The sequence below is a fragment of the Actinomadura terrae genome (assembly GCF_022751215.1).
Lineage (GTDB): Bacteria > Actinomycetota > Actinomycetes > Streptosporangiales > Streptosporangiaceae > Spirillospora > Spirillospora terrae.
This window is the reverse complement of record NZ_JAICDG010000005.1, coordinates 265,761-288,210: the sequence shown is the minus strand read 5'-3', so window position 1 is coordinate 288,210 and position 22,450 is coordinate 265,761. Positions and strand designations below refer to the sequence as shown.

Sequence of the window (22,450 nt, the reverse complement as noted above, 5' to 3'; positions counted from 1 at the left end):
CGCCCGGGGCAGGCGCCGAAGCCATTGTCGGATTTCCCAGAAAAACCCTTTCCGATTACCGCGGGAAAACGATCCGCGATGTTCACGGGAAAGCCTTCTGCGATCGCCTCCGACGGCGCGGTCGGCTTGTAGCCTTGGTACCGCTGGGCTCGGAACGCCATAAGCGGACACCTCCTGGCCACGACTCCGTGCTGCGGAACACGGAGCCGCCCTCCCCGCCGGGCCCGGGCCTCCGAGGAGACCCGGACCCGGGGAGGACGAACTCCGGTTCGCGCGACACCGCCCTACCTGCTCAATTGTTGATGCTGACCTTGGTGAAGTCGTACAGGTTCCCCGAGGGGTAGTCCGGGACGAGGCCGTGCACCTTCGAGGAGTACACGCTCACCGTGGGGTTGGTCGCGGCGAGAATGGACGCTCCCCGCTCGTACTCGATCTTCTTCATCTGCTTGGAGATGTCGCACTGCTGCTGCGGGTCGGAGGTCTCGTAGAGCTTCTTGGAAAGCGACTCGAACTCCGGGTCGTGCCAGTGCGTGTGGTTGAGCGTGTCGTCCTTGCTGATCATTTCGGGCACGCCCTCCAGGTAGGGGCGGGTGTCGTACCCGGTGTAGAACGTCCGCTTGCCCCACTTCTCGAGGTAGGCGCCCAGCTCCATCTTCTGCACCTTGATATTGACGCCGATCTTCTTGGCGTCCTCGGCGAGGATCTGGGTGAGCTGGAGCATGCCCGGCTTGTTCGCGGCGGTCTCCAGGTCGATGCTGAGGTTCGACTTGCCCGCGTCGGCGAGCAGCTTCTTCGCCTGGTTGAGGTCCTGGTCGCGCTGGGGGACCTCCGGGACGCACTTGTCGAAGCCCGAGTAGTCGTTCGCCAGCTCGCCGAGGCCGTCGAAGGCGTTGGTGAGCGCGAGCTTGCGGTTGATGATCAGCCGCATCGCCTGGCGGACGCGCACGTCGTTGAAGGGGGCGACGTCGGCGCGCATGCCGATGCTGACCTTCAGGTTCACATCGCTCTTCATGACCTTCTTGCCCGGCGTCTTCTCGATCGTCGGAAGCGAGGTCTGGAGGATGTTGGAGCTCGCGTCGATCTGCCCGCCGATCAGCGCGTTGGTCGAGGCCTCAGCGGTCTTGAAGCTGATGAGCTGGACCTTGTCGAGCTTCGGCTTGGTGCCCCAGTAGTTGTCGTTGCGCTTGACGACCGTCTGCCGGCCGGGGGTGAAGGAGACGAGGCTGAACGGCCCGGTCCCCATCGCCTGCTCGGGCTTGGAGCCCTTCTTGTAGAAGATGATGTTGCTGTTGGTGACGGCGAAGTCGAACGGCCCGTACGGCTTGGACAGCTTGAACTTCACGGTCAGGTCGTCGACCTTCTCGATGCCCTTGGGGTCGATGAAGTCGATGTAGTTGCGCTCGATGAGCGTGTTCTTCTTGTCGAGGATTCGCTGGAAGACCGCGATGACGTCGTCCGCGCTGAACGCGCTGCCGTCGTGGAACTTGACGTTCGGACGGAGCTTGACCGTCCAGACGGTGTTGTCCTTGTTGTGGGTGATGCCCGTGGCGAGCGCCCACTGGAAGCCGCCGTCCTTGGTGCGGTGGGCGAGCGGCTCGAACAACGAGGCGTTGCGGACGTAGAAGTCCTGCGATCTCAGGTTGGAGTAGGCATCGATGGTGGAGATCGTGCTGGCGACCACGCCGACACGGAGCGTGCCCCCCGACGCACCCCCCTGCCCCTCCGACGAGCCCGAAGAGCATGCGGCCGCGAGGCTGGCGGCCATGGCTGTGACGACCATGGGCGCGAGCATCCGGGGATGTCTCCTGTACCCCTTGCCGACCAATCGACTCAACATCCTTCCTCCTTAGAAAGACGCTGTGGGTGCGATGGGAGCTCTTGCCCGGAACGAGATCGGTCGGTGTCCTTGGCTGCCGTGCTCCGCAAACGTGCGCGAACAGAAGGTCATCCTGTCCGACCGAGTCTGGCTACTTGGCACTTTGTATGACGTACTAAATCAGACACCCCCACCGGCGTCAACATCGAAAATCGGGCGAAGTTTGCCAGGAAGATGGCATTGTCGCTGCTGACAAGTGGTCAAGGCGAGCGTGATCCGGGGCCTCGGGGGAGTGCGCCAGAGGGCGCGGGGGAGGTTGACCTTGTCTTTGGGTACGACTATATTACGTCATACAAAGTGTGAGGAGATGGGATGCCAGAGACCCGACCGGACCTGCGGATCGACCGTCCAGCCGAGACGGTTCCGCAGCTTGTCGTGCGCAGGGTTCGGCAGGCCATCCTCGAAGGCGCGCTGCTGCCGGGGCGCCGGCTCACCGAGCGCGAGCTCATGGAGCTCACCGGCGTGAGCCGGACCTCGATCCGCGAGGCCGTCCTCCACCTCCAGACGCTGGGCCTCGTCGAGACCTCGGGCGGTCGCGGAGTGCGGGTGGCCGTGCTCGGCAGCGACGACGTCCGGCAGGTGTACGAGGTGCGCGCGGCGCTGGAGTCCGAGGCCGCCTCGCTCTTCGTCCAGCGCGCCACCGACAGCGAGGTCCTGGAGCTGGTCAAGCTCACCCGACCGGGCAAGAGCGACGACGATCAGCTCACCGCGATCTACCACTTCGACGAGCTGCTGCTGGCCGGGGCGCGCAACGCCCTGCTCGAGTCCACCCTCGCGCCGCTGCACGCTCGCATCCACGCGTTGCGTCGCCTGTCGCTCAGCACCCCCGGGCGCCGGGAGAAGTCCGACCAGGAGTACCGCGACCTCGTCGCCGCCATCACCGACCGGAACGCCGACCGCGCCGCCGGGCTCGCCCGCGCCCACGTGGACGCCGCGAAGGAGGCGGCGCTGTCGGCCATCGCGAAGCTGGAAGAAGAACGAGCCTCGGGAGCGTGACCGCGCCGGACGGGCGCCGGGCAAGCGCCGGTTCGCCGCGCGCCCGGCCTGACCGCACGGTCGCCTCCCCCGAGACCTGACCGCGCGGCGGCGTCCCCAGCGGACGCGGCGGCGTACCCGGGAACAAGTGGCGTACCCCGAAACAGCGGCATGCCCCGAAGGGCGGCGTGCCCCGAGAGAGCCGTGCCCGCCCCGGACGGGCGGGCACCGGCCAACCGACCGGAGAGACGCATGCAGCATGAGCTAGCCGATATCGCGATCGTAGGCGTGGGACAGTCGGACTTCCGCGCGCTCTACGCTCCCACCGACCGGCCCAGGGACGCCTACGGCCTCGCCGCCGCCGCCCTCCGGGAGGCGATCGAGGACTGCGGGATCGACAAGGACGAGATCGACGGCCTGCTCACCTGTCGCATCCAGTACGACCGGTTCGCCACCGTGGCCGGCCTGCCGAACCCCCGCTTCGTCCACGACCTGGAGGGGACGGGCCGGATGAGCGGCATCGCCCTCCAGGAGGCCGCCGCGCTGATCTCCAGCGGCATGGTCGACGTGGTCGCCTGCGTCTACGGCAACAACGGCCGGTCCTCGAAGGTGAAGTACGGCGGCGAGGGCGCGGGCCCGACCACGGCCTACGACGAGATGTACGGCATGACCTCCCCGGGCGCCTACGTCGGCCTGATGTACCAGCGCTACCGGGGCATGTACGGCGCGGGCGACGACGCGCTGGCCCCGCTGGCGATCAACAACCGGCGGCACGCCGCGCTGAACCCGGTCGCCGTCCTCCAGAAGGAGTTCACCCGCGAGGAGTACCTGAACTCCCGGTACATCGCCGAACCGCTGCGGCTGCTCGACTACTGCCTCATCAACGACGGCGCCGTCGCCTTCATCGTCACCTCGGTCGAGCGCGCCCGGTCGCTGCGCAAGACCCCGGTGCGCGTCGCCGGGACGGCGGGCATGGGGCACGTCACCAACTATTACACGGCGGAGGACTTCTTCTACTCCGCCTGCCAGGACGTGGCGAGCCGGCTCTACGAGCAGACCGGCGTCGCGCCGGAGGAGGTCGACTGCTTGCAGATCTACGACAACTTCACGCCGACGATCCTGTTCACCCTCGAAGGCTTCAACCACGCGCCGCGGGGCGAGGCGTGGCAGTGGGTGGACGAGGAGAAGATCCGGCACGACGGCCCGCGTCCGCTGAACACGGCGGGCGGGCACACCAGCGAGAGCTACATGCAGGGCTGGGCGCACCACGTCGAGGCGGTGCGCCAGCTGCGCGGCGAGGCGGGCGCCAGGCAGGTGCCCGGATGTTCGACGGTGCAGTACATGTGCGCGTCGCCGATCGTCACCTCGCACATCCTCACCAACGACGAGGCGGTCGCACGATGAGCACGCAGAGCATTGCCGAGAGCTACGACCGGCTGCTGCCGGAGATCACCCCGGCGAACCGTCCGTACTGGGACGGCCTCGCCGCGAACGAGCTGCGGCTCCAGTGCTGCGACGCGTGCGGGGAGTACCGCTTCCCCGACAGTGAGGTGTGCCCGCGCTGCCTGTCCGGCTCCTCCAGCTGGCGCGCGGTCAGCGGCAAGGGGCGGCTGTGGTCCTGGATCCGGATGCACCAGCGCTACCTCAGCGCCTTCGACGAGGTCAGGCCGTATCTCGTGGCCTACATCAAGTTGGACGAGGGCCCGCCCCTCATCAGCACGCTCGTGGACGCCCCGGACGAACTCGAATTCGACCTGCCCGTTCGGGCCGTGTTCGAGCCCGGCTTCAGCGAGCGGACGATCCTGAAGTTCGCCGTCGACACCCCGGAGGATGCGGCGTGAGCACGCAAGCCAGTGAGCAGCAGCTCGTCCTGCACGAGGACCTCGGCGACGGCGTCGCCCGGATCACCCTCAACCGGCCGGAGAAGCGCAACGCGATGAGCCGCGCCGCGCGGACGGCGCTGCTGGAGGCCCTGGACCGCTGCCACGGGACGGCGCGGGTCATCATCCTGACCGGCAACGGCCCCGCGTTCTGCTCCGGCGTCGACCTCAAGGAGGCGGGCGAGGAGGGCCCCGGCGCCGACGACACCGTCGAGGGCAGGGCGACGAGCTGGCACACCGTCCAGGAGCGCATCCGGCGGCATCCCGCGATCGTCATCGCGGCGGTCAACGGGTTCGCGCTCGGCGGCGGCGTCACGCTGGCCAACTCCGCCGACCTCGCGATCGCGGCGCACGAGGCCCAGCTGGGCATGCCCGAGCTCGGGTTCGGCCTGTACCCGGGGCTCGCCGGGCCGTCGACGCAGCTGCGCCTCTCGCCGAAGCGCGCGGCCTGGATGGTGCTGACGACCAAGCGGATCAGCGGCACGAAGGCCGCCGAGTGGGGGCTCGTCAACGAGGCGGTCCCGCTGGCCGAGCTCGCCGACGCCGCCCTGGAGCTGGCCCGCGACATCGCGCGGTTCGACCCGGTCAGCCTCGACTGGTCGAAGCGGGCGCTGCACCAGATCCCCCAGCACATCACCGACTGGAGCACGGCGCTGCGCTACGGCGAGGACGTCCGCGCGCAGATCCAGGCCCGCAGCGACGTCCTCTCCGACGGCGCGGCGACCTACCGCCGCGCCGTCGGCAAGGGCGGGGAGAAATGACGTCGCCGGCGAGCGCCGCCGCGCCGCCGCCCTTCACCAGCGAGTTCCTGTACTGGATCTCCCTCGACTTCGCCAGCTCGGAACCTGCGGACCTCGCGCGCTTCCACCGGTTCTACAACGAGACGCACGTCCCCGAGGTCCTCGCGCGGTATCCGGGCTTCCGTGCCGCGCACCGATACGTCCTCCAGCTGCCCGACCCGCGCGGCGACTTCGGCGGGTCGTACCTGGCGGCCTACGAGGTCGAGGACGAGCAGGCGGTCGAGAAGTACATCGCCGGGACGACCGCCCCCGGGGGCACCAAGCCCCCCTACAGCGACGACCCGCCGCTCTGGCCCGACCTGCTCACCCATCGCTGGCGCGTCGTCTACGAGAAGGTCTCCGAGACCGGCCCCTCGACGGGCAACCCGGGCTCGATCTACATCATCGGGATCGAGCCGCCCGAGGACGTCGGCGACGAGCTGGCCGAGTTCGACGACTTCTACACCAACGTCCACCTGCCCGAGGCGGTGGAGGTCGGCGGGTTCAGCCGCGGGTCCAGGTACACGCTGCGGCGCGAACTGGAGCATCCGGCGCCCGGCTGCCCGCGCTTCCTCGCCGTCTACGAGCAGCCGGACGCCTCCGACGAGGGGGTCCGCGCGACGCTGAACACGTTGATCGAGTCGGACCGCTGGACGCCGGGCCCCGCGTCCTGGACGAGGAAGACGACGCCGTGGCGGCTCTGGTACCGCCACATCTCGGTCATTCCACGGACGACGGCGCCGACGGGCGCGACCGTCCGGCAACCTTGAGGAGGGGGAGGCGTGTTCATTCTCGACACCCAGATCCACATGTTCCTGCCCAACACCCCGGAGCGGCCCTGGCCGGACATCGGTGAGAGCTACTCCGGCAAGCCGGAGTCGACGCCGAAGCAGATCCTGCCGAGGATGGACGAGCTCGGCATCGACGCCGTGGCGATCGTCCCGGCGATCTGGGCGGGCGACGACAACACACCCGCGCTCGGCTGGGCCGCGGAGCATCCCGGCCGGTTCGGCGTGATGGGCCGGTTCAACCTCTGGGACCCGGACCGCGAGCGCATCGAGCGCTGGTTCGACAACCCGTGGATGCGCGGTATCCGGATGAGCTACCCGGACTTCCGCGGCCGCGAGTGGATCGACGTCGACACGTTCCCGTGGTTCTGGGAGGCCGCGGAGCGGCTCGGCATCCCGCTCATGCTGCTGATCTACGGACCCGAGGTCCGCAAGGTCGCCGCGATCGCGGAGCGGCACCCCGACCTCAAGCTGATCGTCGACCATATGGGCCTGATCATCGGTGACCCCGACACCCAGGACCTCTGGGCGCACATCGACGACATCTTCCCGCTCGTGAAGTACCCGAACGTGTACATGAAGTACTCGGCGATCCCCGACTACACGTCCGAGCCCTACCCCTACCCGTCGCTGACCCCGACGCTGCGCCGCGTCTACGACGCGTACGGGCCGCAGCGGCTCATGTGGGCCTCGGACACGACGCGGGTGCGCGGCGCGACCTGGCGGGAGAACCTCGACCACGTCCGGTACACGCTCGACTTCCTCAGCGAGGAGGACAAGGTCTGGATGCTCGGCCGGACGGCGGCCGAGGTGCTGAACTGGCCCCGGCCCGCGGACGGCTGGGAGTGGGAGCGCACCGGACCGGGCGCCGCCGAAGTGGCGCGCTAGCCGGTGGAACCACCAGACGAGAGGCGGAACGGCGACCCGCGCAAGGCGCTGCGGGTCGTCGAGCTGTCCGGCGGTGTGGCCGCGAAGGTCTGCGGGCGGCTCCTGGCCGGGCTGGGACACGACGTGGTCCTGTGCGAGCCGCCCGGCGGGGACCCGCTGCGGACGCGCGAGCCGCTGGACGAGCACGGCGTCGGCCTCACCTTCGCCAGCCTCGACGCCGACAAGCGCAGCATGGTCGTCGACCTGGACACGGCGGACGGCCGGGCGGCGCTGCACCATCTGTTGGAACGTGCCGACCTCCTGATCAGCGACCTCGGGCCCACCCGGGCGCGGGCGCTCGGCCTGACCGCGCCGCAGATCCGCGCCGCCTGGCCGGGACTCGTCGCCGTGGGCATCACGGCGGCGGGCCTGGACGACCCGCGCTCGGACCATCCGGGCGACAGCCTGCTCGCCGAGTGCCACGGCGGCCTCGCCGCGATGATCGGGGAGCCGGACCGTCCGCCGCTCAGCCTCGGCGGGGAGCAGGCGGCGCACGCCGCCGCCTTCGCGGGTTTCCTCGGCGGCATGCTCGCGCTCCGCCGCCGCGCGCACACCGCGCACGGCGACGTGGTCGATGTCGCGATGTGCGACGTCGCGGCCTATATCGACTGGAAGAGCGACATCGAGACCAACGTCGCCGCCACGTCCCCGACGCGTACGGGGGCGACGGCGGGGCAGTGGCGGATCGTCCGCGCGGCCGACGGCTGGGTCGGCGTGATCTTCCAGCCCGTGCAGTGGGATCTGCTGATCGACCTCGTCGGCGACTCCGCGCAGCCGTCCCCTCCGGATTCGGAGGAGGGGTGGCGGTTGATCGAGCGGTGGGCGGCGCGCCTGCCCAAGCGGACGGTCTACGAGCGCGCGCAGGCGCTCGGGCTCGCCGTCGGGTTCAGCGCCGACCTGGGCGACCTGCTCGGCGACGGGCAGTACGAGGCGCGCGACTTCTTCCGCGGGCCGCGCGAGGACGGGCGGACGATCGCGTCCGTCGGCCCCCCGGTGCGCGCGGCGGGGCTGCCGTGGCGCTCCGGCCCGCCGCCCGCGCTCGGCGACCTGGCCGAGGCCCCGGCCTGGGCGTTGCCGAGTGCGTCCGACTCGCCTGGACGGGACGCGCCGCTCTCCGGTGTGACCGTCCTGGACCTCGGGACGATCACGGCGGGCGCCGCCACCGGACGGCTCCTCGCCGACTACGGCGCCACGGTGATCAAGGTCGAGTCGGCGAGCCACCCGGACCCGTTCCGGCAGTGGCCGGTGGCGGGCCGGCCCCCGGCCGCCGACGGCCTCTCGCCCATGTTCGAGTCCAACAACGCGGGCAAGCTGGGCGTGGTGCTGGACCTCAAGACCGAGGCCGGCCGCGAGCGGCTGCACCGGTTGGCCGCCCACGCCGACGTCGTGATCGAGAACTTCACGGTGGGCGTGACCGGGCGGCTCGGCGCCGACTTCGAGACGCTGCGCGCGGTCAACCCGCGGCTCGTCTACCTGTCGCTGTCCAGCCAGGGGCAGGACGGGCCCGAGTCCGGGCGCAGGTCGTACGGGTCGACGCTCGACCTCCTGTCGGGGCTGGCCTCCGTCACGGGATACCTGGACGGCGGGCCGATGTGGTCGTCCGCCGAGGTCAACTACCCCGACCAGGTGGCGTCCCTGTTCGGCGCGGGGCTCGTCGCGTACTGCCTGGAGCGCGACGTCCGGGGCGTCCACCTGGACGTGTCGCAGCGCGAGCTCATCAGCTGGACGCTCGCCGACCGGATCGCCGAGCACACCTCGACGGGCGCGCTTCCCGCGCCCACCGGCAACCGGCGTCCCGGCGCCACCCCGCACGACGTGTACCCCTGCGCGGGCGACGGCGAATGGGTCGCGATCGCGTGCCATCGCCAGGCCGAAAGGGACGCGTTGGCGGCCCTGGTCGCGCCCGAAGAATTGGCAGGGAAATCCGAGGAATGGTGGTGGAAGCACGAAAGCCGCGTGGACGAGCTGATCGGGGCCTGGACCCGCGCCCGTTCCCGGACGGAGTGCGTCCACGCCCTGACCGAGGCGGGCGTGGCCCACGCGCCGGTGCTCTCGGCGGCCGAACGCGGGCGCGAACCGCGCTTCCGTGAGCGGCGGGTCTTCCTCGGGGACGGCGCGTCCCGCCGCAAGGGATTCCCGCTCACGATGCGCGGCTACACCCCGCCGGACCCGGCGCCCGCGCCCGGCCTGGGCCAGCACCAGGAGGAAGTACTCGCCGACCCGAGCCTCACCGCCGGAAACGCGACGTCATGAGTATCCGCTTCCGACGCCGGGGGCGGCCGGAAGCGGAACTCGAACCGAGCGGGCGGCGGCCGGTCGAACCGGCCGCCGCCCGCTCAACGATCAGGTCACCGGACGTCGATCGCCAGGGTCTTGATCTGGCTGAACTCCTCGACGACCCAGTGGCCGCCGAGCCGGCCCCGGCCCGAACGCCGTCCGGCCGCGCCGCCGAAGGGCAGGCTGTACTCCCAGTAGTTGGAGGTGTCGTTGACCACCACCAGCCCGCAGTCGATGCGCTCGCCGATCTGGAAGCCCTTCGAAAGGTCGCTCGTGAACAACGAGCCGACCAGCCCGAAATCGCCGGAGTTCGCGGCCGCGACCATTTCCTCCTCGTCGTCGAACACCGACAGCGAGGCGATCGGGCCGAACGTCTCCTCGGTGAAGAGCGCGGTGTCATGACCGACGGAGGCGACGACGGTGGGCGGGAAGTAGAAGCCGTCCTTGCCCTTGACCCGCTCGCCACCGGTCACGACGTCCGCGCCGCGCTCCCGGGCGTCCTTGATCAGCCGGTCGTAGCGGGCGATGCCCGATTCCAGGTGGACCGGTCCCATCGTGACGCCGGAATCCAGCGGCGATCCGAGAACCGTGTCTTCGGCCTGCTTCGCGAGAAGCCGGGTGAGTTCGTCCGCGCACGACGCCGCGACCAGTACCTTGCCGGCGGCGCTGCACACCTGCCCCGCATTCCAGAACGCCGAATTCGAGATCGCGGCCGTGGCGATTTCGAGGTCGGCGTCGCCGAGGACCACGACGGGGGAATTCCCGCCCAGTTCGAGAAGGAGCTTCTTGTCCCAGGCCGATTTCGCGATGGACTGGCCGGTGCCGCTGCCGCCGGTGAAACCGACCGCGACGATTCCCGGGTGCGTCACCAGGTGCTCGGCGACCGCGACCTCGTTCGTGATCACCAGTTGCAGCAGTTCCTGCGGGAAGTCCGCCGCGAGCAGGATCTCCCGGAACTTCGTCGCCACGACGGCCGTGGTCGGAGCCGGCTTCCACACCACGGCGTTGCCGGACGCGAGGGCCGCGCCGATGTACTCGACCGGGATGTTCACCGGGAAGTTCCACGGGGTGATGATCGCCCACACGCCGAGACCCTCGCGGCGCACGATCACCCGCTTGTTCGGGTCCTCCACCTGCGGAGTCTCTCCGCTCATGGCGAGCACGGATTCCGCGGCCATCTCCAGCCCGCGCACCGCGAACAGGATCTCGCCGCGGGACTCGGCGATCGGCTTGCCGTGCTCGGTGGAGAGCACCTCGGCGAGTTCGTCGTGCGAGGCGAGCAGCGCCTGGGCGGCTGAGCGGCACCACGCGGCGCGGGTGGCGGGCCGCACGCCGCGGGTCTTGCGGAAGGCCGCCCCGGCACTGGCGACGGCGGCGTCCACATCGGCCGTCGAGGCCGCCGCCAGATCGGCGAACGGCCGGCCGGTGGCGGGATTGATCGCGGAATAATGGTCGTCGCTCTCGCGCCACGATCCGTCGATCCAGGACGCGTAGAAGTCGGCAGCCGAAGGCGCGGCAAATGACATGGTGATCCTTTCTGAGACGCCCTTTATTATATCAATTTTCGGACTGCCTGAATAGGGCCCAAGGGCATGAACCCGGGTGGGACGGCGCGATCGGGCGCGGCGCCGTGATGAGGCCGTCACCCAGCGGAGTCTTGGCAAGCGACGCGCTGCCGACCGGCGTCCACCCGTCCCTCATAATAAGGTCGCATATTGGGTCGAAAATGGCCACCCGAGAGGCCAAGAATGGTTCGTCGCCCCAACTTGTCGGCACTTATATAAATGCGGTTCTCTCGGTGGGTTGCGCTGTTGTTGAAACCCGGTCAGATTGGGAGCGAACGCCCCGCAACATGTGAGGAGTGTGCGCCATGGAGTCTTCGATGTCACGTCGATCGGCTCTCGCCCTGACCGGTGCCGCCGTGGGAGGTGTGGCCGCGGGTCGTCCACGGGACCACGCCGACCTGATACTGCATTCGGGAACCGTCTGGACGGAGAAGGGCATGGCCCAGGCGGTGGCCGTGAAGGGGATGCGGATCGTGGCCGTCGGCTCCGACGAGGACGTCCTCGAATGGGCGGGGGATCGCACGCGCCGGATCGATCTGCGGGGCGCCTTCGTCGGCCCCGGGTTCCGCGACCAGCACACGCACCTCGTCCAGATGGCGCTGACCGGCGCGAAGGCGGAGGCGTACCGTCCGGTGTGGAAGCCGTACGACGAGGCGGAGGCGGTCGAGTCGCGCAGGCGCAACGGGAAACGGCACCTGGAGATCCACGCGCGCGGCGAGACGCCGGTGGACGCCTGGACCCGCAGTCCCGTGACCGAGCAGATGAAGAACGACCTGCTGGTCATGCAGGAGGAGGTGGCCGGGCAGGGCGTCAGCACGGTCGTGGAGGCGGGGCTGCGGGACCTCGGCGCGCTGGAGGCCCTGTTCGAGCTCGCGCGCGAGGGCAGGCTGAAGGTCCGCTTCCTCGTGCGGGTGGCGTGGGGCTGCATGGAGGAGGCGGCCCGGATGGGGCTGCGGACCGGGGTCGGCGACGAGTGGGTGAAGGTGCTGGGGGTGAAGCTGTACTCGGACGGGTGGCTCGGCCCCCGCACCTCCGCGCTGAGCCGTCCCTACACCGACGACCCCTACGGTTTTCCGCGCCGGGGAGTCCTGTTCCTGGCGCAGGAGCGCGCCGACCGCGACGTCGCCCGCGCCCGGGAACTGGGCTTCAACGTCACCACGCACGCCATCGGCGACCGCGGGCTGAGGGTGACGCTGAACGCCTACGAGAGCGCGGGAGTCACGCCCCGGGACCGCTGGGCCGTCGAGCACGTGCAGGTCGCCGAGGACGACCTGCTGGAGCGGATGATCCGGCACGGCGTGATCGCGAGCATTCAGCTGAGCTTCGCGACGACCGACCAGCGGTTCGCCGGGAAGGCGCTGGGGGAGAAGCGGCTGCGGTACGCCTACCGCTGGCGCGACATGCTGCGGGCGCGGATGCCGATGGTCGGCGGCAGTGACTTCGCCAACGAGGTGCTCGATCCGCTGTGGGGCCTGCAACGCGTGGTGACCCGCACCGAGTTCGACGGGACGCCGCCCGGCGGCTGGATGCCGGACCAGCGGCTGGACGTCCGCACGGCGCTGGAGCTGGTCACCTCCCGGGCGGCGTTCGCCTCGTACGAGGAGCGGCGGCGCGGCACCGTGACGCCCGGCAAGTACGCCGATCTCGTCGTCCTCAAGGAGAACCCGCTGACGATGCCGCCGGAGCGGATCGCGGCCGCGACCCGCCTGATGACCATCACCAACGGAAAGATCACCTCGGAGGGGCCCGTGCGGTACCCGCCCACGGCGTGAGGGTCCGGCGGGGCCGCCGCGCACTCCGGGCGGCGGCCCCGCATCGCGAGTCCCTACGGGCGCAGGCCGTTGAGTGCGCCGGGGGCGGACCCGCGCGGCGGCCAGGAGATGACGGCGCAGCGATCCACCGGCCCCGACGCGAGGGCCTCGGTCATTCCGATGACCTCGCCCTTCCAGATGCCGTCGCCTCCCGCGCGGTTGTAGACGACTTCGATGTAGACGGTGTATCCGGCCGGTATGCGGTCGGGGTGGACGATCGCCTCCTTGTAGTCCACCGGTACGTGGTGCTTGTTGAGCACGTTGACGAACTCGAACACCGGGTGCCGGTCGTCGATGAGCCGGTTCTTCCATTCGGGCCGGTGCTCGCACCGCTTCTGCGGCGGTAGATACGTCACCACGGCCCGCACGCCGAGTTTCGCGAGCCGCCGTTCGAGCCCGGGGGCGTCCCGGAACTCCCGGATGGTGACCTTGATCGTGCCGTTCGGAAGCTTTTCGGCGGCGTAGGCGGGATTGGTCTGGGAGTCGGTCGCCACGGCGGTGAACACCGTCCCGGCGGCGACGACACTTCCCACCGCGGCGGCCAACGCGATCCGGCGTCCCGCCAACCTTTGGTGCCATGCCGTACGGGCCGGTGCGGTCTCCTCGGTCGCGTGCATCAGCGAGACGCGCTGACGCTGCCGCGCAAGGGGATCGGCGGGCTCGTCCAGACTGCGGCCCAGCTCGGTCAGGTGCGTGAGCTCGTCCAGCTCATTCATCACGATCGCCTTCCTCGTCGAGTCGGTCGTCACGCAGGGGATCGCGTCCGCCGAGCGCGTGGCGGACCTTGCGTCTGGCGCGGTTGACGCGGGAGGCCACCGTGCCCGTGGGGACGCCGAGCGCCTCGCCCACTTCCTGGTAGGACAGCCCGGCCCACACCACCAGCAGCAGGGCGTGCCGGTCACGCTGCGCCAGCGCCGCCAGCGCCCCGGCCAGCGCGGGCCGGGCCGCCTCGGCGCTCACCCTGTCGACCACCCTGTCGAGGGTGTCGTCCTCGGCCTCCACCGGCGTCCGGGCGAGCGTCTTGTAGCGGGAGGCCTCCAGCCTTCGGTGCCGCGATATCAGGTGGGTCGCGATTCCGAAAAGCCACGGCCGGACCCCGCCTCGCTCGGGGTCGTACCGACCGCGTTCCCGGAACGCGACCAGGAACGTCTCACCGGCGACATCGTCGGCGGCCTCCGGGCCGAGTCGGCGCGCGACGTACCGCCGCAGCGCGTCGTAGTACCGGTCGAACAGCTCGCCGAATGCCTCCGGCTCCGTGAGCGACACCGCGACGATTCTCTCGTCGCCCTCACGCGGCCTTTGCCCGGCCACCATCACCGGCTCGGACGTCATCGCCGCCGCCACAGGCGATACGGCGGCATTATCGTGGTCATCTCCGGCCCTTCGAACGGGTGCGGATTCCTGTCACCTGTGTATTGCCACCCCGCCCCCGCCTACTTCACGCTCACGGCGCATTCCCCGCCCTGTGAGCACAGGGCGGGGAGCATCGCGGCGGGCGGCTATCGCTGCGTCGTCCGCTCCTGGGCCGGTGTCTCCATGGCGGGGGCCCGCGAGGCGGTCGGCCGGTCGGACGTCGGGGCCCAGCGCACGGCCAGCAGGACGAGAAGCACGACCACGGCGGCGATCCAGAACACGCTCCGGACGCCGGTGGCGTCCACCACCAGGCCGCTGGCGAGCGCGCCGAGCGCGATGGCGAGGTTGAACACGAAGCAGTAGATCGCGGTCGCCGCCTCCGCCTTGTCCGGTGCCGCGCCGAGGATCCAGGTCTGGAGCGCGACGGGCGCCGCGCCGTAGGCCAGGCCCCAGACGAGCAGCAGCGCGGCGCCGGTCCAGGGCGTCGTGCCGAGCAGCGGGAACAGGACGAGCGCGGCGCCGAGCACGATGACGATGGAGGCCAGCGTGCGTCCCGGGGCCCGGGACGCACGGCCTCCGGCGGCCGCGTTGCCGATCATGCCCAGGATTCCGTAGCCGAGCAGCAGCGGCCCGACGGCGGCGGCGCCGACGCCGGAGACGTCCCGCAGTGCCGGGCTGACGAAGACATACGCGCCGTAGTGGCCAGCGATCAGCAGGGCGGTCGCGGCGATCCCGGCCATCAGGACCGGGTTGCCCAACTGCGCGCGCAGCGCCCGCAGGCGCACCGGCTCCGCCGCCGGCAGCGGCGGCAGGAGGACGAGCGCGGCGATCAGGACGGCGACGCTCAGGCCGGTGAGCGACCAGAACGCGCCGCGCCACCCCACGAGATCGCCGATCATCGTCCCGACCGGCACGCCGAGCACCGCCGCCGCGCCCACCCCGCCGAAGATCAGCACCAGCGCCCGGGGGACGGACGCGGCGGGCACGAGCCGCATCGCGAGGCTTCCGGCGATCGCCCAGAACCCGCCGATGGTGACGCCGACCAGCAGCCGGGACGCGAGGAGCACGGTGAAGTTCGGGGCCAGCGCCGAGACGGTGCTCGCCACGGCCATCACCGCGAGCAGCACGGCCAGCAGCACGCGCCGGTCGAGCCTGCCCACCGCGAGCGGCAGCCCGATCGAGGAGACCGCCGCGACGACGCCGGGCACCGTGACCGTGAGGCCCGCCGTCCCCTCCGCGACGTCGAGCTGCTCGGACATGGACGGGAGCAGCCCGACCGGGAGCTGCTCCGCGGTGATCATCGAGAAGATGCCCAGCGCGACGGTGAGCACGCCGAGCCACATCCGCGTTGTCGTCCGATCCGCTTCCCGCGGTGGCGAGTCGGGCAAGGACACGGTGACCTCCAGGGGGAGTCCGGGCAGCACGCATCGCGTCGCGAGCGGGCGGAGGCCCGGCGAACAGGGAAAGGGGTGTCCGGCGGCGGGCCGGTCCGGCTCGCCGAGGGGGACGTCGGTATGAGGTTGATGTCCGGCGTGCGCCGGGACGGGGTGGGTCAGGTGGTCGCTTCGAGGGGGACCCAGCGGTCGGCCCAGCGGCTCAGCGCGTACACCGCGTCGTGCAGCTCCAGGCCCTTCTGGGTGAGCCGGTACTCGATCCGCACGGGCGTCTCGTCATGGACGATCCGCTCCACGATGCCCTCGTCCTGGAGTTCCTTCAGCCGCTCGGTCAGCATGCGGTCGCTCAGCCCGGGCACGACCCCGCGCAGGTCGGCGAACCGGTTGACGTCGAGCAGCAGGGCCCGCACGATCGCACCGGTCCACCGCTTGCCGATGACCTCGACGGCGCGGTGGTAGCGCGGGCAGAACGCGGTGTCGGTGATGTCCACACCGCGATACTAAGGAATAGTAAGTCGATGCACAACCGTAAGTTGCTTACGGCTTAGCGAGCGCGGGGTGAGGCTCAGGGGCCGATGGATGCCTCATCATGGCGTCCGCGCACGCGGGGTGAAGACGATCGGGAGTTCGTGCAGGGCGCGGACGATGGAGCTCGGCTGGCGGGGGAGCCGCTCCGGCGGGACGGCCGGGGCCAGATCGGGGAGGCGCCGGACGAGCGTCCGAAGCGCCACCGCGCCCTCCAGGCGACCGAGCGGAGCGCCGAGGCAGTGGTGGCGCCCGTGCCCGAACCCCAGGTGGGCGTTGTCGGGACGGGCCAGGTCGAACCGGTCGGGGTCGGCGAAGCGCGCGGGGTCGCGGTGGGCGGCGGCCAGGGCGATGAGCACCGGTTCGCCGGACGGGATCAGCGTCCCGCCGATCTCCACCGGCTCGGTCGTCCAGCGCCACGCCGCCAGCTCCATCGGCCCCTCGTACCGCAGGACCTCCTCCACGGCGGCATCGGCGAGCTCGGGCCGTTCCTTGAGGAGCGCGAGCTGCTCGGGAGAGCGCAGCAGTGCGAGGAGGCCGTTGCCGATGAGCCCGGCGGTGTTCTCGTGTCCGGCGATCAGCAGGAGGAAGATCATGGAGAGCAGCTCGTCCTCGCTGAGCCGGCCCTCCCGCTGGTCGGCGACGAGCGCGCTGACCAGGTCGTCGCCCGGGGCGCGCCGCTTGGCCGCCACGAGCGCGCGCAGGTACTCGCCGGGAGGCCGCACGCCGCTCTGGCGTCCGTCGACGTCGCCGGATTCGGTCGCGACGGCGTTGGAGGTCCACTGCCGGAACAGGTTCCGGTCCTCGGCCGGGATACCGAGGACTTCGCAGATCACGGTGATGGGCAGCGGGTAGGCGAACTCGGCGACGAGCTCGGCCTCGCCCCGTTCCGCGAAGGCGTCGATGAGCGAGTCGGCGACCTGCTGGACCCGCCCGCGCAGGGCCTCCGTCCTGGCCTTGGTGAAGGTGGCGGAGACCAGGCGGCGCAACCGGTCGTGGTCCGGCGGCTCCCTGGTCAGAAGATGCACCCCGAGGCCCGCGCCGTCCTCCAGTGGACGGCCGCGGTCGGCCTCGCGCCACGCCGGTCCGGCCGTGCGGGGGTCCCGGCTCAGCCTCGGGTCGGCGAACGCGGACCGGGCGTCCTCATAACGCGACACCACCCAGCAATGCACGTTGTCGCGCAGCTGTACCCGGCAGACCGGCTGCTCTTCGCGAAGCCGCGCGTACGCGGGATAGGGATCGGCGTTCGGGCCCGACCCGATGAGCTTCGTCCGCACGTCCACGTATGACCCCTGTCGCCGTAGGCCGCCCCACTTCCGTCACATTCAACCTAGGGAATTCGGGGGCAGAGGTCAGGTGACTTCCGCCGTCCATATGCGACCCCGGTGGAGCAGTTCGCCGCGCACCGCGACGGCGGCCGGGTGGGTCGCTCCGGCCCGTCCGGCCAGGAACAACGTGTTGATCGGCGCGACCTCGGGCCGATGGAGCAGGCGCAGACGGCCGTCCGCGAGTTCGGCGGCGCACAGGTAGGTCGGCAGGACGGTGATGCCGGCGCCCGCGACGACCGTGGCCAGGACGCCGCGCAGATCGGGGACGACGACGGCGGGGCCGCGGGCGAGGCGGGCGTCGAAGACGGTGCGCCAGTAGCGGCGCAGGATCGGCAGGTTCTCGGCGTAGGCGACCAGCGGGGCGCGGTCGACGTCCTCGGCGGTCCAGGCGGGGGCGCCGACCAGGGCGAACTCCTCGTCGGCCAGCACCTCGACGTGCAGGCCGCGGCGGCGCGGCCGGACGGTGGAGACGACCAGGTCCAGGCCGCCGCCGGACAGCTCGGCCAGCAGCTCGTCGGGCATTCCGAACCGGGCGCGCACCTGAAGGCCCCGGGCGACCAGGTGGGCCAGGGACGGCAGCACGCGGGCGCACAGCAGTTCGGCCGGACCGCCCAGGTGGACGGCGCGGCCGAAGGGGTCGCCGGACCGGTCCAGGTCGGTGTGCGCCCAGTCCTCCAGGCTGTCGATCGCCGGGGCGATCCGGGCGGCGAGGTGGTCCGCGGCCTGGGTGGGCGCCATGCCGCGCGGCACGCGGTCGAACAGCGGCCGGTCCAGGTCGGCTTCCAGCGCCTTGATGTGGGCGGTCACGGTCGGCTGGGACACGCCCCGCAACTCGGCGGCGCGGGACACCGACCCCGTCCGGTAGACCGACAGGAAGGTCCGCAGCAGGTCGAACGAGACGTCGCGCATCCGCCCTCTTCTATCAGAAAACCGATAGCAGCAGCTGTGTGGCCCTATTGGATTTCGATACCGGACGGCGTGATGATCAATCTGTCTCCGCTCGAATCCCACCGGGATTCCCGAGCCGGAGGCCTCGACGGCAATTCGACCTCTCAGGGAGCGGCACCGCCATGTCCAAGCGTATTCTCATCGCCCTGACCAGCCACGCGACCCTGGGTTCGACCGGGCGCGGTACCGGTTTCTACGTCGACGAGGCGGCGGTGCCGTGGGAGGTGTTCACCGCCGCCGGCTACCAGGTGGACCTGGTCAGCGTCGCCGGAGGCGTCCCGCCGCGCGACGGGGAGGACCGGTCCAACCCGCTCCAGCGCCGCTTCCTCACCGACGAGCGCATCGCCGCACAACTGGCCGACACGCCCACCCCCGACCGGATCGACCCCGACGGCTACGAGGCGATCCTGTTCGCCGGTGGGCACGGCAGCATGTGGGACTTTCCCGACAACCCGGGCCTCGCGCGGCTGGCCCGCACGCTCTACGAGCGGGGCGGCGTGGTCGCGGCGGTCTGCCACGGCCCGGCCGCGCTGGTCGGCCTCACGCTGTCCGACGGCTCCCCTCTGGTCGCGGGCAAGAAGGTCGCGGCGTTCACCAACGCCGAGGAGACGGCGGTGGGCCTGGCCGAGGTGGTGCCGTTCCTGCTGGCCGACCGCCTCACGTCCCAGGGCGCGACGCACGTCCCGGCCGAGGACTTCACCGCCCACGTGGTCGCCGACGGCCGTCTGATCACCGGGCAGAACCCTGCCTCGGCCCGGGGCGTGGCCGACGCCATCGTCGCGGCCCTGCGGGACTGAACCCCGCACCGCACGCTCAGGGCGGGTGCGGGGGGCGTGGTTGGTCCGTCCCGTGTTGTGCTGGAACGCGATCCCAGTCGATCTCGGCCGCCGCCCCGCCGCCCCGCCGCCCCGCCGCATCCGGCGCGTCCTGACGCTGGTGCGCGGCCGGGCCCGGCCGTCCGGCCACTTCCCGGTGTGCCGGGTCGGCGCGCGCACGTCCCCGTTCGGCGCGCATGCTTGGGTGGAGGCCGAGGGGCGTCCCGCCGGTGAGGACGACAACATCACCGGGTTCCGGGTGCTGATGACCGTCGGGCCCCGCGTCCGCTGACCCCCGATTTCATCCTTTCGAGGAGACGACCCTTCCGTGTTCAGCAGTTTGCGACCGTCCCGCGGCGGCGACGCCGCTGACGACCTGCCTGAGGAGGACGAGCGGGAGGTGCCGCTCCGGGTCGGCCTGCGCGACCTCGTCCGGGCCACCCGGGGGCACCGCAAGTCGATCTGCGTCGCGCTGGTGTTCTCGCTGCTGGCCGCCGGGATGGGCCTGGCGCAGCCGCTCCTGGCTACCAGGACGATCAAGCAGTTCTCGGACGGGAGGCCCTACGCCGCCCTCGCCGTGCTGCTGGCCGTGGTGTTCGTCCTCGAAGCCGTCATCGCCGCGATCTCCTCCTACGCCCTCGAACGGACCTCCGAGGGCCTGGTGCTGGGGCTGCGGCTGCGGCTCATCGGCAAGCTTCTGCGGCTGCCGATGCGGCGGCACGAGAGCCGGCGGCTCGGCGACTCACTCTCGCGCACCACCTCCGACACCACCATGTTGCGCGACTCCCTGGCCTACGACCTTTCGGAGGTCGTGGTCGGGCTGTTCTCCATCGTCGGCGGTATCGCGCTGATGCTGTGGCTGGACGCGGCGCTCTTCCTGATCGTGCTGGTCATCGTCGGTGCGATCGGCGGCCTGACACTGCTGCTCTTGGCGGGAATCCGCCGCGCCGTCGAAGACGCCCAGGACAGCCTCGGTGGAATGTCGGCGGAACTGGAACGCGCGTTGTCGGCGATCCGCACCGTCCGCGTGATGCGTGCCGAGGACCGCGAAACCGAGCGGATCGGCCGCCTCGCGCGCCAGGCCTACGAGCAGAACCTCCAGGCCGCGAAACGGGACGCGGTCATCGGCCCGATGATGACGCTGGCGATGCACGGATCGATGATGGCGGTCCTGGTCGTCGGCGGAATCCGCGTCGCGAGCGGCGACGCGTCCCTGCCGGACCTGGTCGGATTCCTGCTGTACATCACCTACATCGGCGCGCCGATCGCGAACATGTTCGACGTGATGGCGACGCTGCAACGGGGAATGGCGGCGTTGCAGCGAATCGAGGAGGTCACGCAACTGCCGTCGGAAGCCGACGCCAAGCGGGCCCCTGTTCTCGTCGAAAAGGCCGCCGGCCCGAACGGGACGACCCCCGCGGTGGAATTCCGCGATATCACCTTCGGCTACGACACGGAGAACCCCGTCCTGCGGCAGGTGTCCTTCACCATCCCGCGCCACACCCACACCGCCCTGATAGGCGCGTCAGGGGCCGGGAAATCGACGTTGTTCTCGCTGATAGCCCGGTTCTACGATCCCGACCAGGGGCAGATCCTGCTGGACGGAACGGATATCCGCGCCGAACTGAGCATCAGCGAGACCCGGTCCAGGCTCGGCCTGGTGGAGCAGTCCGCACCGGTCATGCACGGCACGCTGCGCGACAACATCGTCTACGGCAAGCCCGACGCCGCCGATGCCGAGATCGACCGGGTCGTGCGGCTGGCCGGCCTCGGTGACCTGGTCGCGCGCCTCCCCAAGGGCCTGGACACTCCGGTCGGCGAGCACGGCGACCTGCTGTCGGGCGGGGAGCGCCAACGCGTCGCGATCGCCCGCGCGCTGCTGCCAAGGCCGCGCCTGCTGTTGCTGGACGAGCCGACGTCACAGCTGGACGCCGCCAACGAGCAGTTCCTCACACAGACGATCGCCCAGATCTCGCGCGAATGCACCCTCCTGGTCATCGCGCACCGCCCCTCGACCATCAGCGCCGCCGACACGGTGATCCTGCTGAAATCAGGCCGGATAGCCGCCACCGGACCCCCGGACGAGATAACCCGCAGCCTCCCGTCCTCTTGACCAGCGGCGAGTATGGACACCGGGTCGATCGGGGGGCTACTGAGACCCGTTCTCCCGCGCGTCGGAACCGGCGGAATCGGCGGGCTCGGCGCCGGGGCCGGGGCCGTCCAGCAGGCCCAGGTCGGCCAGTACTTCGTTCACCCTGTCCTCCGCCCAGGCGGCGGCGAGGTCGGTATCGACCTGCTTGATCTGGGCACGCAGAATGGCGGCTTCGCTGCTGTCCTCTGGAATCTCCGCCAAGCGCGCCGAGAGTCGCTCCTTGACGTACTCGGGTCTGACGGGCGAGCCGGACGAAAACTGATACCTGTGGAAGAGGGCCGCTGTCACCTCCCGGTCATTGGCCTTCTTCTTCTCGTTGGTGACGAACAGGACCGGGCGCGGGAGCCTTTCGACCTCCTGGAGCAGTTGGACCCACAGCACATAGTCGCCTATGGCCTGCTCGGGTGGCTTGTCCGCATCGGCGTAGCCGGGCGGGATGCGCCGCTCGAACCGGTACGCGGCCTCCTCCCTCACCTTCCGCATGTCCTTGAGCGGCGGTCCGATCCGCCTGTCCAGCAGCTTCTCGATCTCCGTGAGGATCGGATCGGCGGTGACGCAGTCCGCCGCCTTGAGATCGAACCGGTAGGAGGAGCCGATCTTCTCGGTGATCTGCCGCTGCGCCTCGCCCAGCAGCTTCAGCACCTCGTCGACACTGTTCTTCGCCAGCCCGCGCCGACCGCCGAACTCCTCGATGTCGGCCTTGAGCTTGCGGAACGAACCGCCGAGGTCGTTGGTCAGTTTGGTGACGGCGCCGGCGCACTCGCTGATGACGGCCAGGCGGTTGCCGAGGAACTCCTCCGCGACGCGGTGCGGCACCCACAACCGGTCGCCCAGCAGGCCGAGGGTCCGGAGGAACTCGGCGCGGCCCTGCGGGTTCAGCCGGTAGGCGTCGAACAGCGCGTTGGTGTCGAACACCACCAGTCCGTGCGTCAGGAACCGTTCGAGTTGGGCACCGGCGGGCGGACCGAAGTGCCACGGGAACCGGCCGCGGAGGGTCGACGTGCCGGCCGCCGGCGTGCCGTCGTCAAAGGGCTCGTCAGTCACAGGGTGAGCGTAG

20 protein-coding genes are annotated in these 22,450 nt (G+C 70.6%); 11 read left to right on the top strand and 9 right to left on the bottom strand.

Annotated elements, in window-relative coordinates:
• Nucleotides 1-292: 292 nt before the first annotated feature.
• The gene (locus K2F47_RS30305) at nt 293-1,681 is read right to left on the bottom strand and encodes an ABC transporter substrate-binding protein (RefSeq protein WP_242909232.1); all 1,389 of its coding nucleotides are present in this window, start codon (nt 1,679-1,681) and stop codon (nt 293-295) included.
• A gap of 507 nt (nt 1,682-2,188) precedes the next feature.
• On the opposite strand from K2F47_RS30305, the gene K2F47_RS30300 reads away from it, so the two are divergent.
• The 7 genes from K2F47_RS30300 (at nt 2,189) to K2F47_RS30270 (ending at nt 9,478) form a co-directional block, all read left to right on the top strand.
• Nucleotides 2,189-2,872 (top strand): GntR family transcriptional regulator, encoded by a 684-nt coding sequence (locus K2F47_RS30300; protein WP_242909231.1) that lies wholly within the window; start codon nt 2,189-2,191, stop codon nt 2,870-2,872.
• Between the two features lie 231 nt (nt 2,873-3,103).
• The gene (locus K2F47_RS30295) at nt 3,104-4,255 is read left to right on the top strand and encodes a thiolase family protein (protein ID WP_242909230.1); all 1,152 of its coding nucleotides are present in this window, start codon (nt 3,104-3,106) and stop codon (nt 4,253-4,255) included.
• Nucleotides 4,252-4,692 (top strand): Zn-ribbon domain-containing OB-fold protein, encoded by a 441-nt coding sequence (locus K2F47_RS30290; RefSeq protein WP_242909229.1) that lies wholly within the window; start codon nt 4,252-4,254, stop codon nt 4,690-4,692. The genes K2F47_RS30295 and K2F47_RS30290 overlap by 4 nt, the downstream gene beginning before the upstream one ends.
• Nucleotides 4,689-5,492, top strand: a complete 804-nt coding sequence (locus K2F47_RS30285) for an enoyl-CoA hydratase/isomerase family protein (protein ID WP_242909228.1) — start codon at nt 4,689-4,691, stop codon at nt 5,490-5,492. The genes K2F47_RS30290 and K2F47_RS30285 overlap by 4 nt, the downstream gene beginning before the upstream one ends.
• Nucleotides 5,489-6,280 carry a DUF4286 family protein gene (locus K2F47_RS30280; protein WP_242909226.1) on the top strand — a complete coding sequence of 264 codons (792 nt, stop codon included), beginning with the start codon at nt 5,489-5,491 and terminating at the stop codon, nt 6,278-6,280. The genes K2F47_RS30285 and K2F47_RS30280 overlap by 4 nt, the downstream gene beginning before the upstream one ends.
• Before the next feature lie 12 nt (nt 6,281-6,292).
• Nucleotides 6,293-7,186 carry an amidohydrolase family protein gene (locus K2F47_RS30275; protein WP_242909224.1) on the top strand — a complete coding sequence of 298 codons (894 nt, stop codon included), beginning with the start codon at nt 6,293-6,295 and terminating at the stop codon, nt 7,184-7,186.
• Between the two features lie 3 nt (nt 7,187-7,189).
• Entirely contained in the window at nt 7,190-9,478 is a 2,289-nt protein-coding gene (locus tag K2F47_RS30270; RefSeq protein ID WP_242909222.1) for a CaiB/BaiF CoA-transferase family protein, read from the top strand.
• 95 nt (nt 9,479-9,573) lie between these two features.
• Here the strand turns inward: K2F47_RS30270 and K2F47_RS30265 are convergent, their stop codons facing one another.
• A complete protein-coding gene (locus tag K2F47_RS30265; protein WP_242909220.1) occupies nt 9,574-11,148 on the bottom strand; it encodes an aldehyde dehydrogenase family protein in 1,575 nt (524 codons plus the stop codon).
• Between the two features lie 356 nt (nt 11,149-11,504).
• Here K2F47_RS30265 and K2F47_RS30260 point away from each other — a divergent pair, with 356 nt between their 5' ends.
• Complete coding sequence (locus K2F47_RS30260) at nt 11,505-12,839, top strand: amidohydrolase (RefSeq protein WP_242909218.1); 1,335 nt, start codon at nt 11,505-11,507, stop codon at nt 12,837-12,839.
• 53 nt (nt 12,840-12,892) lie between these two features.
• Here K2F47_RS30260 and K2F47_RS30255 read toward each other — a convergent pair whose 3' ends face one another.
• The 6 genes from K2F47_RS30255 to K2F47_RS30230 form a co-directional block, all read right to left on the bottom strand.
• Nucleotides 12,893-13,597, bottom strand: coding sequence for a hypothetical protein (locus K2F47_RS30255; protein WP_242909216.1), 705 nt, complete (start codon nt 13,595-13,597; stop codon nt 12,893-12,895).
• Complete coding sequence (locus tag K2F47_RS30250; RefSeq protein ID WP_308198487.1) at nt 13,587-14,144, bottom strand: RNA polymerase sigma factor; 558 nt, start codon at nt 14,142-14,144, stop codon at nt 13,587-13,589. Before K2F47_RS30250 ends, K2F47_RS30255 begins: the two co-directional genes overlap by 11 nt.
• A gap of 233 nt (nt 14,145-14,377) precedes the next feature.
• A complete protein-coding gene (locus K2F47_RS30245; protein ID WP_242909214.1) occupies nt 14,378-15,574 on the bottom strand; it encodes an MFS transporter in 1,197 nt (398 codons plus the stop codon).
• Between the two features lie 209 nt (nt 15,575-15,783).
• On the bottom strand, nt 15,784-16,116 hold the full coding sequence (locus K2F47_RS30240; RefSeq protein ID WP_242909212.1) for a winged helix-turn-helix transcriptional regulator: 333 nt from the start codon (nt 16,114-16,116) through the stop codon (nt 15,784-15,786).
• A gap of 96 nt (nt 16,117-16,212) precedes the next feature.
• On the bottom strand, nt 16,213-17,433 hold the full coding sequence (locus tag K2F47_RS30235; RefSeq protein ID WP_242909210.1) for a cytochrome P450 family protein: 1,221 nt from the start codon (nt 17,431-17,433) through the stop codon (nt 16,213-16,215).
• 69 nt (nt 17,434-17,502) lie between these two features.
• A complete protein-coding gene (locus tag K2F47_RS30230) occupies nt 17,503-18,387 on the bottom strand; it encodes a LysR family transcriptional regulator (protein WP_242909208.1) in 885 nt (294 codons plus the stop codon).
• A gap of 161 nt (nt 18,388-18,548) precedes the next feature.
• On the opposite strand from K2F47_RS30230, the gene K2F47_RS30225 reads away from it, so the two are divergent.
• From K2F47_RS30225 to K2F47_RS30215, 3 genes are read left to right on the top strand one after another with little or no spacing between them, the layout of a single operon-like run.
• On the top strand, nt 18,549-19,223 hold the full coding sequence (locus tag K2F47_RS30225; protein ID WP_242909206.1) for a type 1 glutamine amidotransferase domain-containing protein: 675 nt from the start codon (nt 18,549-18,551) through the stop codon (nt 19,221-19,223).
• A gap of 40 nt (nt 19,224-19,263) precedes the next feature.
• Nucleotides 19,264-19,533, top strand: coding sequence for a lasso peptide biosynthesis B2 protein (locus K2F47_RS30220; protein ID WP_242909204.1), 270 nt, complete (start codon nt 19,264-19,266; stop codon nt 19,531-19,533).
• Between the two features lie 36 nt (nt 19,534-19,569).
• Nucleotides 19,570-21,354 carry an ABC transporter ATP-binding protein gene (locus tag K2F47_RS30215; RefSeq protein WP_242909202.1) on the top strand — a complete coding sequence of 595 codons (1,785 nt, stop codon included), beginning with the start codon at nt 19,570-19,572 and terminating at the stop codon, nt 21,352-21,354.
• A gap of 36 nt (nt 21,355-21,390) precedes the next feature.
• On the opposite strand, the gene K2F47_RS30210 is transcribed toward K2F47_RS30215, so the two are convergent.
• On the bottom strand, nt 21,391-22,437 hold the full coding sequence (locus tag K2F47_RS30210) for a PIN-like domain-containing protein (protein WP_242909200.1): 1,047 nt from the start codon (nt 22,435-22,437) through the stop codon (nt 21,391-21,393).
• Nucleotides 22,438-22,450: the final 13 nt, after the last annotated feature.